General features: G+C 70.5%; 11 protein-coding genes. 5 read left to right on the forward strand and 6 right to left on the reverse strand.

The window, feature by feature from the left end; genetic code table 11:
* Positions 1-39 precede the first annotated feature (39 nt).
* The 4 genes from MVA01S_RS25900 to MVA01S_RS25915 form a co-directional block, all read right to left on the reverse strand.
* Entirely contained in the window at positions 40-1002 is a 963-nt protein-coding gene (locus tag MVA01S_RS25900; RefSeq protein WP_003930818.1) for an AAA family ATPase, read from the reverse strand.
* A complete protein-coding gene (locus tag MVA01S_RS25905; protein WP_040541438.1) occupies positions 999-1481 on the reverse strand; it encodes a hypothetical protein in 483 nt (160 codons plus the stop codon). Before MVA01S_RS25905 ends, MVA01S_RS25900 begins: the two co-directional genes overlap by 4 nt.
* Positions 1478-2428 (reverse strand): DUF4129 domain-containing protein, encoded by a 951-nt coding sequence (locus MVA01S_RS25910; protein WP_003930816.1) that lies wholly within the window; start codon positions 2426-2428, stop codon positions 1478-1480. The genes MVA01S_RS25905 and MVA01S_RS25910 overlap by 4 nt, the downstream gene beginning before the upstream one ends.
* 91 nt (positions 2429-2519) lie before the next feature.
* Positions 2520-3542, reverse strand: a complete 1023-nt coding sequence (locus MVA01S_RS25915; RefSeq protein WP_003930815.1) for a L,D-transpeptidase — start codon at positions 3540-3542, stop codon at positions 2520-2522.
* Between the two features lie 181 nt (positions 3543-3723).
* Between MVA01S_RS25915 and MVA01S_RS25920 the strand changes: the two genes are divergently transcribed.
* Complete coding sequence (locus MVA01S_RS25920; RefSeq protein ID WP_003930814.1) at positions 3724-4023, forward strand: thiamine-binding protein; 300 nt, start codon at positions 3724-3726, stop codon at positions 4021-4023.
* Between the two features lie 99 nt (positions 4024-4122).
* Complete coding sequence (locus tag MVA01S_RS25925; protein ID WP_040541436.1) at positions 4123-5517, forward strand: 13E12 repeat family protein; 1395 nt, start codon at positions 4123-4125, stop codon at positions 5515-5517.
* Here MVA01S_RS25925 and ricR read toward each other — a convergent pair.
* The gene (gene ricR / locus MVA01S_RS25930) at positions 5514-5837 is read right to left on the reverse strand and encodes a copper-sensing transcriptional repressor RicR (protein WP_003930812.1); all 324 of its coding nucleotides are present in this window, start codon (positions 5835-5837) and stop codon (positions 5514-5516) included. The genes MVA01S_RS25925 and ricR overlap by 4 nt on opposite strands.
* Positions 5834-6475, reverse strand: a complete 642-nt coding sequence (locus tag MVA01S_RS25935; protein WP_040541435.1) for a DUF305 domain-containing protein — start codon at positions 6473-6475, stop codon at positions 5834-5836. Before MVA01S_RS25935 ends, ricR begins: the two co-directional genes overlap by 4 nt.
* 77 nt (positions 6476-6552) lie before the next feature.
* Between MVA01S_RS25935 and ilvD the strand changes: the two genes are divergently transcribed.
* From ilvD to MVA01S_RS25950, 3 genes are all read left to right on the forward strand, one after another.
* Complete coding sequence (ilvD, locus tag MVA01S_RS25940) at positions 6553-8265, forward strand: dihydroxy-acid dehydratase (RefSeq protein WP_060941747.1); 1713 nt, start codon at positions 6553-6555, stop codon at positions 8263-8265.
* Between the two features lie 182 nt (positions 8266-8447).
* The gene (locus MVA01S_RS25945) at positions 8448-10028 is read left to right on the forward strand and encodes an aspartate:alanine exchanger family transporter (protein ID WP_060941748.1); all 1581 of its coding nucleotides are present in this window, start codon (positions 8448-8450) and stop codon (positions 10026-10028) included.
* 66 nt (positions 10029-10094) lie between these two features.
* A partial coding sequence (locus tag MVA01S_RS25950; RefSeq protein WP_174538994.1) for a nitronate monooxygenase occupies positions 10095-10760 on the forward strand: 666 nt, incomplete at its 3' end.

The following is a 10760-nucleotide window of genomic DNA, read 5'->3' on the forward strand; positions in this document are numbered from 1 at the left end:
GGGCCAGAGGCGCCGGCCGCCAACGTAATTCGACGACGGTCACACTGCGCCTCTGGCGCGGGGCACGGGGGTGCGGCGCAGCAGGTCGTCCACCACGTCGGCGCCCTGCACCCTGCGCACCCACATCTCGGGGCGCAGGCTGATGCGGTGCGCCAGCGCGGGCACAGCCAGCGCCTTGACGTCCTCGGGGACGACGAAGTCGCGGCCGAGCAGCAGCGCGCGCGCCCGCGCGAGCTGCACCAGATCCAGCTCGGCGCGCGGGCTGGCGCCGACCGCCACCTGCGGGTGCTGTCGGCTGGCCGTCGCCAGCGAGACCACGTAGTGCAGCACGTCGTCGTGCACGCCGACCTGTTCCACCGACTCCTGCATGGCCAGCAGATCGGGGGCATCGACCACCTGTTGCACCGTCACCGGCACCGACCCGCGGTCCAGCCGGCGGCGCAGCATCGTGGTCTCCTCCGCCTCCGTCAGGTATTTCAGTTCCAGCCGGATCGCGAACCGGTCCAGCTGCGCCTCGGGCAGCGGATAGGTGCCCTCGTACTCGATCGGGTTGTCGGTGGCCAGCACCAGGAACGGCTCCGGCAGCCGGTGGGTCACCCCGTCGATGCTGACCTGCCGCTCGGCCATCGCTTCCAGCAGTGCCGCCTGCGTCTTGGGCGGTGTCCGGTTGATCTCGTCGCCCAGAAGCAGATTGGTGAAGATCGGGCCGCGGCGGAACTCGAAACGGCCCGACTGCATGTCGTAGATCGTCGAGCCCAGCAGGTCGGCGGGCAGCAGGTCGGGGGTGAACTGCACGCGGGTGAACTCCAGCCCCAGCGCGGCGGCGAAGGACTTGGCGATCAACGTCTTTCCCAGTCCGGGCAGGTCTTCGAGCAGCACGTGTCCGCGGGCGAGCACGGTGATCAGGATCAGGTTCAGCGCGGCGCGCTTGCCGACGACGGCGCGGCCGATCTCGTCGAGCACCGACCCGCAGCGGGCGGTGGTCACCGCCGGTGTGCTCACAGCCGCTCCAGCCGCTGCAGGATCTGGTCGAGGGTGCGCCGGCCCGGCCCCGGCTCCGCGTGGCCGGTCGCGGAGACGTTCTCCGGGTCGACCCACGACCACAGCTCGGCACCGAACAGCATCTGCCCGCTCACATGGAAGGCATTGGGGTCCCTGACTTTCCGGTGTCCGGCGGCGAGTTCGAACTGGCGGGCGAGCATCGGGCGCAGCCTGCGGTCCCAGTCCGCGCGCGAAGATTCCGACCAGGAGATCAGCGTCTCGGTACGCGACAGCCAGCGCTGCATCGCCGCGGCCGCAGGGTCGTTCACCGCCTCGGCCTCTTCGTCCCGGCCGAGGCTCACGTGCGACCGCACCGCCAGCAGCACGCACGCCAGCGCCACACCGGTCACCGCGAGCACGAGGTCCCGTTCGAGCTGGGTCAGCGCGAAGGTCTGCACGACCAGGATCAGGAACACCCCCGCGGCAACGATTTTCGTCATGCCGTGGCTCCCAGTTGACGCTGCACCTGTTGCAGCGCGCGGACCGCGTCCGTGCGGTGGCCCTCGCCCATCACGTGCGAGCTGAACCGGGCCTCCTCGAACAACTCGACGAGTTCGGTGGCGCTGTCGGCCGCCAGCGCGCGGGTCTCGATCGCGCGGGCCAGCACCTCGGTCGGGGTGTCGGATTCCCGCGGTGTGGTGCCCGGCGACTTCTCCAGCTCCCGTTCCATCGCGAGGTAGCAGGCGATGATCGCCTGCCGCGGGTCGCGGCGGGGATCGTCCATCTCGGCCAGCCCGAGTTCGGCGGCGCGGGCAAGATCGGGGACCTCGGCCCGGGCCTGCTCGGCCGGGGCGGCACCAGGCGGCGACAGGGTTTCGGGTACGCGCCTGCGGGACGCGAATGTCGCCACGATCGCCAGCACGAACAGCGCGATCGCCGTGCCGGCCAGCGCGGCGAACGCACCGCCACCGCCCTGGTCGTCGGGCGTCTCAGGCCGGGTTGGCGTCGTCCCGGGATCAGTGGCGCCCGCACCGGCGCCTGCCGGCGGATCGGCTTGGGGCGGATCCTCGATCACCACCGGGGTCCCCCACCGCATCAGCAGCAGGATCAGCAGAGCCCAGACCGCCAGCGCCGCGGCGGCGATCAGCAGCGGCCGGCGCAGCGAGAAGCCGAGTTTCCGCGACGGGCGCAGCCCCGGCCCGGGGGACGGGCGGGCCGAACGCTGGGACGCCTGGGTGAGGACGGCGATCGCGATCACCACGATCGAGACAGCCAGCAGCGCGGTCACCGCCACCAGGCTGCCCGGACCCGCCGGGCGGGATTCGTCGGGCGGCGGGTCGCCGGAGTGGTCGGGCAGGTAGCCGCGCAGCGCGACGACGGTCAGCAGCGTCAGCGCGAGTACCGCGGCCGTGCGCGCCACCGTCCTGCGGTCCGCCTTGTCGGGCATGGCCCACCCCCGGGCTCCAGCACCGACGGCCGGGCCGCCGCCGGCCTGAGCTCATGGTGGCACGAGGTGTGTGCGGCGCGGGCCTAACCGGTCAGAACATCTGCCAATCCGACCCACCGTCGGGCTGGGTGTACATCGGACCATCGGTGTTCTTGATGACCACCGCGTCGCCGCTGCCGAAGTTGTCGTAGAACCACTTGGCGTCCTCGGGGCCGAGGTTGATGCAGCCGTGGCTGACGTTGCGCTCCCCCTGGTCACCGACCGACCAGGGTGCGCTGTGGACGAAGATGCCGCTGTTGTCGATGCGCACCGCGTCCTTGACCTTGAGCTTGTAGCCCTCGCCCGACGGGTCGTCGACGGGGACACCGTAAGTCGAGGAGTCCATCACGATGTCGGCGAACTTCTCCAGCACGTAGTAGGTGCCGTTCTTGGTGTCGTAGCCCGGTTTGCCCATCGAGACCGGGAAGGTCTTCTCCAGGACACCGTTGCGATGGACCTCCATCTGCTTGGTGTCGTTGTCGATCGTCGCGGTCAGCTGTTCAGGGACGGTGAACGTGGACTTGGTGCCCGCCGCGTCGATGGAGACCACGGTGCCGACCGGCCAGAAGTCCTGCGGACGCCAGCGCAGCTGGGTGTCGCTGACCCAGTAGAACCGGCCGGGCACCGGCGGGTTCGACGAGATGTGCACCGCGTCCTGGGCCATCTGCCGGTTGGCGATGGGCCGCTGGAAGTTGATGTAGATCGGCTTGGCCGCGCCGACGATCGATCCGTTGACCGGATTGAACGTCGGCGGGATGAACGGCGGCTGGCCGACGAACGGGTTCGGGTTCTGCCCGGCGGGGGTGCCCTCCGGAATGGGCAGCGGGGTGCCGGGGATGACCGCCAGCGGATCGACCGTGGTCGCCTCGGTCGCGGTGGTGGTGGACGACCCCGCAGGTGGGGTGACCGTCGCGGGCTGGTCCGGGAACCCGAACGTGTTCGCCGGTGGCGGTGGGGGCGGGACCGGCGCCGGGGCGGGCTGTGCCAGCGCCGATGGTGCGCCGAGCGTCAGCCCCGCGGTCACGCCGACTGCCATGAACAGGGCGTGAACCCGGCTCCTGTTTCGCTGCCGCATGCATTACCTCCAAGTCCAGCGACTCATCCCAGTGTGGCACAGCGCCGACATCGTTTCCGCTGGCGAACGCGTCCGCGGGACCCCGGCACCCTCGACACAGAGGGCCTTGACCTGCTCTGATGATCGGTCATATCGGCCCCAGCGTTACGCCGCGCACCCGCCGTCGCGGACACTGGAGCGCATGATCGTGGCCTTCAGCATCAGCCCCTCCAGCGGCGACGAGACCGGCGGGGTCAGCGCCGCCGTCGCCGAAGCGGTCCGGATCGTGCGCGCTTCCGGGCTGCCGAACGAGACCAACGCGATGTTCACCAACATCGAGGGCGAGTGGGACGAGGTGATGGCCGTGGTGAAACAGGCCGTCGAGGCCGTGGCCGCGGTGTCTCCGCGGGTCAGCCTGGTGCTCAAGGCCGACATCCGGCCCGGCTTCACCGGGCAGCTGACTGCGAAGGTGCAGCGCATCGAGGACGCCCTCGGCCACTAGCCGGCGCGGCGGGGCGGCACGTTATCCCCAGTCCGGATTTCATCCACAGGCTGCGCTTCCCGACACTTCATTCGAACGTTAGTTCGATACCGTCGAGGTGTGGGTGACTTCCTCTCGGGTGACGCGGCACGGCGGCGATGGAGCGTGCTGCTCGATCACGTCGAGGCCGCCTACCGCGAGATGGGCGAGCTGCCCAGCGACCTGGTCGGCAACGGCTACCGCATGCAGATGGCGGAAAGGCTGGAGACGCAGCAGCGCCTCAACCGTGCGCTGATGTACCGAGTTTTCGGCCAGATCGCCGACCCGCCGGACGAAGCTGCCATGGTCCCCGCCGTCAAGCAACGTCTCGCGGCGCGGCTGCGTATCCCCGTCCGCGAGGTCACCCGCCGGTTCGCGCTAGCGGCCAGGCTCTGCCCGCGCCGGCAACTGACCGGCCCTGCGTTGCCGCCCGCGCTGCCCGTCGTCGCGGACGCGTTGGCTTCCGGCACGCTCGGCGAGGATCATCTGCGGAAGATCACCGCGGTGATCGACAAACTCCCGTCGTGCACCTCGGCCACCGACCGCGACGACGTCGAAGCCGCCCTGGTCCGCGAATCCGCCACCCACGACGCCGATTTCGTCGCCGAACTCGGCCGCGGGATCGACGCGTTGTTCAACCCCGACGGCCACTACGACGAACACGACCGGGCCCGGCGCCGTGGGATCACGCTGGGCCCGCAGGGCACCGACGGGATGTCGAAGCTCAGCGGTCACGTCGACCCGGAGACGCGCGCCTACATCGAAGCCGCCGCGGCCGCCGTCCGGCCCGGTCGCCATCTACCCGACGGCCGACCCGACGGCGCGGTGGAGCCGGTCGCGGATGACCGGACCCCGGCGCAGCGGTGCCACGACGGCATCAAGCTCGGCCTCAAAGCCGGTTTCGCCTCCGGCGCGCTGGGCTCCCACCGCGGACATCCGGTGACGGTGATCGTGCGCACCACGCTCGCCGAGCTCGACCAGGCCGCCCACGCCGTCGGCGATCCGGACGTCTCGATGCCCGCGCCGGCCCGCACCGGAGGTGACACCGCGCTTCCCATGCGCGACCTGATCCGGATGGCCGCCGACGCCATCCACTACCTCGCCGTGTTCGACGACCACACCGGCCGCCCGCTCTACCTGGGACGCCAGACCCGGATCGCGACGACGGATCAGCGGATCATCTGCTACACCCGCGACGGGGGCTGTACGCGCCCGGACTGCACCGCACGCGGGTACCACTGCGAGGTCCACCATGCTCCCGGCTGGTACCCGGACGGCCGCACCGACGCCGACGCTCTGTACTTCGCGTGCGGACCGGACCACAAACTGCTCACCGACGGTCACTGGAGGGCCGCCGTCACCGCGCAAGGGCGACTCGGCTGGACCGACGGCACCTCGCCACCGCGGGTCAACCGGGTCCACCATCCCGACGAACTCCTACGCGGCGGCGCCGACCCGCCGCGGGACCAGACCTAGGAGCGGACGAGGCGGGCTATCGCGGCCGAGGCCTCGGCGAGCTTCGCGTCAGCCTCCTCGCCGCCCGCGGCGACCGCGTGGCTGACGCAGTGGCCGAGGTGTTCGTCGAGCAGGCCCAGCGCCACCGACTGCAGCGCGCTGTTGACGGCGCTGATCTGGGTCAGGACGTCGATGCAGTACTTGTCCTCGTCGATCATCTTCGCGATGCCGCGCACCTGGCCCTCGATGCGGCGCAGCCGCTTGGCGTAGTTCTCCTTCTGCGCCGAGTAGCCGTGGGCGCCGGCGTCGGCCGGAATCGGCTGGGGTGCGCTCTCGCTCACGGCATTCCCTCCAGAATCTGCGTCATCTTCGCGATCTGCGCCTGCTGGCCGGCGACGATCGTCCTGGCGATGGAGATGGCGTCGACGTTGGTGCCGTCGGCGATCTCCGCGTTCGCGATCTCGATCGCCCCGCGGTTCTGGCCGATCATCGACTGCAGCCACAGTCTGTCGAACTCCGGCCCGCTCAGCGACCCGAGCCGCGCGATGGTGGCGTCGTCGACCGTTCCCGGCCGGTCCTCGTCCGCGACGGGCCCGTCCGGGCCGTCGGCGCTTGTGCCGTTCTCGGGGTTCTCGTTCCACCGCACGTTCTCGTTCCACTGCACCAGGAACACATTGAGGATGTTGAGCTCGGGCTGCGCGACGGCCACGATCTGCTCGGCCAGCCTCACCACTTCCGGGTTCGCCGAGCGCTCCGTCGCCGTCCTGGACAGGTCGATGGCCTGGGCATGATGCGGCACCATGTCGGTGGCGAACGCGATGTCGGCCTCGTTGAACCCGGCCGGCTCGCCGGTGATCAGCGGCGCCTCGGGTTCGTCCGGGCCGCCGGCGGCCTCGCCGGGGGCGTCACCGCCCCCGCAGCCGGCCAACAGCACCAGCGCGGCCAGGCAGGCGAACACGCGCGCCGTCAACGTCGTCATGCGCCCAGGGTACTAGTACCCCATGGGGGTATCTACAGTGGTTTGGCCGGGGGAAACGCCAGGCGCATAATCTCCGCATGCCCTCAGATCCCACGGATGCCGGTATCGACATCAAGCCCCGTAGCCGCGACGTCACCGACGGCCTGGAGAAGACCGCCGCCCGCGGCATGCTCAGGGCGGTCGGGATGGGCGACGAGGACTGGGTCAAACCGCAGATCGGCGTCGGCTCGTCGTGGAACGAGATCACCCCGTGCAACATGTCGCTGCAGCGGCTGGCGCAGGCGGTCAAGAGCGGCGTGCACGAGGCCGGCGGCTATCCGCTGGAGTTCGGCACCATCTCGGTGTCCGACGGCATCTCGATGGGCCACGAGGGTATGCACTTCTCGCTGGTCTCCCGCGAGGTGATCGCCGACAGCGTCGAGACCGTGGTGCAGGCCGAGCGGCTCGACGGCACGGTGCTGCTGGCCGGCTGCGACAAGTCGATCCCCGGCATGCTGATGGCCGCGGCCCGCCTGGATCTCGCGTCGGTGTTCTTCTACAACGGATCGATCATGCCGGGCACGGCCAAACTCACCGACGGCACCGAGAAGGAAGTCACGATCATCGACGCCTTCGAAGCGGTCGGCGCGTGCGCGCGTGGGCTGATGTCGCGGGAGGACGTCGACATCATCGAGCGCGCGATCTGTCCCGGCGAGGGCGCGTGCGGCGGCATGTACACCGCCAACACGATGGCCTCGGCCGCCGAGGCACTCGGAATGTCGTTGCCCGGCAGCGCATCACCGGTGGCCATCGACCGGCGGCGCGACGAGTTTGCGCGCAGGTCCGGTGAGGCGGTGGTGGAGATGCTGCGCCGCGGCATCACCGCCCGCGACATCCTGACCAAGGAGGCGTTCGAGAACGCGATCGCCGTGGTGATGGCGTTCGGCGGCTCCACCAACGCGGTGCTGCACCTGCTGGCCATCGCCTGGGAAGCCAACGTGAAGCTGGGCCTGGAGGACTTCACCCGCATCGGGCGGCGGGTGCCGCACCTGGCCGACGTGAAGCCGTTCGGCCGGCACGTGATGAAGCACGTCGACGAGATCGGCGGGGTGCCCGTCGTGATGAAGGCGCTGCTGGACGCCGGTCTGCTGCACGGGGATTGCCTCACCGTCACCGGCCTGACCATGGCCGAGAACCTGGCCCACATCGAGCCGCCGGACCCTGACGGCAAGGTGCTGCGCGCGATGAACAACCCGATCCACCCGACCGGCGGCATCACCATCCTGCACGGCTCGCTGGCGCCCGAGGGCGCGGTGGTGAAGTCCGCGGGCTTCGACTCCGACGTGTTCGAAGGCACCGCAAGGGTTTTCGAGCGGGAGCGGGCAGCCCTGGACGCCTTGGAGGACGGCACCATCACCCACGGTGACGTCGTCGTGATCCGCTACGAGGGCCCCAAGGGTGGCCCCGGCATGCGCGAGATGCTCGCGATCACCGGCGCCATCAAGGGCGCGGGCCTGGGCAAGGACGTGCTGCTGATGACCGACGGACGCTTCTCCGGCGGCACCACCGGCCTGTGCGTCGGTCACATCGCGCCCGAGGCCGTCGACGGCGGACCGATCGCGTTCGTGCGCGACGGTGACCGGATCCGCCTCGACGTCGCCAACGGCACCCTCGACATCCTGGTCGACGAGGACGAATTCGAGTCGCGCAAGGCGGGATTCGAGCCGTTGCCGCCGCGCTACACCACCGGCGTGCTGGCCAAGTACACCAAGCTCGTCGGCTCGGCGGCCGTCGGCGCGGTCTGCAGCTGACCCCAGGCGGCGCCGGCGCCCGCCGGCGCCGCGACCGCTCCGTCGGCGCTCGAAACTCTTTGCACACGGAAGCGGTTGCCCGGGATGCGTGTGCCCGCGGAATTGCTTGAACCGGGCGAATTTTCGATACGGACTTCGCTGATCGAGCGTGGCCGGCCACGCCTGGGATTAGGCTGCGGCTCATGCAGTGGTTCGTCGAAAATCCTCTGCTCACGCTGTTCTTCTGCCTCGGCGTCGGGAGTCTGTTCGGCCGCATCCGCTTCGGACCGGTCGCATTCGGCCCCGCCGGGGCCCTGTTCGTGGCGCTGGCGCTGGCCGCGATCGAACCCGACGTCGCGCTGCCGCCGATCGTCACCAGCCTGTCGCTGTGCGTGTTCTGCTACATGGTGGGCCTGGCCGCAGGCCCGTCGTTCGTCAGCGCGATCCGCACCGGCTGGAAGCAGGTGGTGGTGTCGGTGCTCGCCATCATGGCGATGGCCGCCACCGCGCTGGGCCTGGGCTGGGCGTTCGGCCTGGACATCGGGACGGTCGCCGGTGCATTCGCCGGGGCCGGAACCGCAACGCCCGCGCTCGGCGCCGTGCAGCAGCAGCTCGCCGTCGGCGACACCGTCCCACCCGAACCGGCCATCGGCTATGCGGTGGCCTATCCCATCACGGTGTGCCTGACGATCCTGGCCTGTTCGTATCTGATGTCCGCGGGACGCCGCACACCGAACGCCGAGGACCGCGCGAAGGTACCTCCGATCGTGGTGCAGACCGTGGAGCTGCTCGGCGACCCCGGTCTGGACGTGCGGGGTCTGGAGACCGACTACCACGCGGTGGTGTCCCGCCTGACCCGCAACGGGAAGACCGGCGTCGCGCACGACGACGAACGGTTGGCCGCCGGTGACCTGCTGACCGTCACCGCGACCGACGACCAGGTCCAGCGGCTGATCAAGGACCTGGGCCGGCTCGCGCAATCCGAGCCGTGGCTGGACCGCAGCGAGATCGACTTCCGCCGCATCACCCTGTCCGCACCGAAGTACGTGGGCCGGGAGCTGCGCCAGCTGGGACTGGAGGAGCGCTTCGACGCTGTCGTGAGCCGGGTCCGCCGGGGCGACACCGACATCGTCGCCACCCCCGACCTGGTGCTGCAGAACGGCGACCGGCTCCGGGTGACCGCGCCCCGCGCCCGGATGGCCGAAATCACCAAGGACCTCGGCGACTCCGAACGGGCGGCGGGCGACATCAACCCGATCGGGCTCGGCGTCGGCCTGACGATCGGGCTGGTGCTGGCACTGGTGGAGCTTCCACTGCCCGGCGGCGGGAGCCTGGTGCTGGGCACTGCCACCGCGCCGCTGCTGGTCGGCGTCGTGCTGGGTGCGTTCGGCCGCACCGGACCGGTCGTCTGGACGCTGCCGGGCAACGTGTCCAACACGCTGAATCAGTTCTCGCTGTTGGTGTTTCTGGTCGCCGTCGGCACCGGCGCGGGCGGCGGCCTGGTGACCGCGCTGGCCGCCGAGGGCGTCCAGCTCGTCGTGCTGGCCCTCGCGGTCTCCGCGGCCCATGCGCTGATCTGCGTGATCGGGCTGCGCACCGTGCTGAAATTCGGCACGGCGCGAGCACTCGGCGGGCTGACCGGATCCCAGCTGAACCCCGCACCGTATGCGTATGCCATGTCGAAGATGCCTGATCAACGCGTGGCGGTCGGGTACGCCGTGCTGTTCCCGGTGTCGATGATCATCAAGGTGTTCGTGGCACAGTTGATGGTCGTCTACTTCTGACGGCCGGGACTTCCGGATGGCACCGCGTGCGTTCTGTGAGGCACAGTCCGAACCGAGGAGGACCCGGTGACCAACCCCTTGACCGATCTCGGCGTCACCCTCCCGGTGCTCGCCGCCCCCATGGCAGGCGGCCCGACGAGTCCGGCCATGGTGGTCGCCGCGGCGCGCGCCGGCGCCCTCGGGCTGCTGGCGGCCGGCTACAAGACGCCGGACACCGTGCGGGCCGAGATGGCCGCGGTACGGGATGCGTCGGTCGCGTTCGGCGTCAACCTCTTCGCACCCAACCCGGTCCCGATCGAACGGGACGCCTACCGCCGGTACGCGCACGCGGTGCAGCGCGAGGCGGACCGGTTCGGTCTCCACCTGCCCGCTGATCCCGTCGACGACGATGACGCGTTCGGCGCCAAGGTCGACCTGCTGCTGGCCGACCCGGTGCCCGTCGTCAGCTTCACGTTCGGCCTGCCCGGCGCCGACGTGATCCGCGCGCTGCAGAAGGCGGGCACGACGGTCGTGCAGACGGTCACGTCGGTCCCCGAGGCCGAGTCCGCCGCCGCGGCAGGCGCGGACATGCTCGCACTGCAGGCCTCGGTCGCCGGCGGGCATTCGGGCACGTTCACACCGGAGCGGTTGCCTGCGCCGGTGCCGCTGACCGACCTCGTCGCCCAGGTGACCGGCGCCGTGCGGCTGCCGGTGATCGCCGCAGGCGGGCTGGCCACCGCCGGCGACGTCGCC

This window comes from Mycolicibacterium vaccae NBRC 14118 = CIP 105934 (genome assembly GCF_001552715.1).
Lineage (GTDB): Bacteria > Actinomycetota > Actinomycetes > Mycobacteriales > Mycobacteriaceae > Mycobacterium > Mycobacterium vaccae.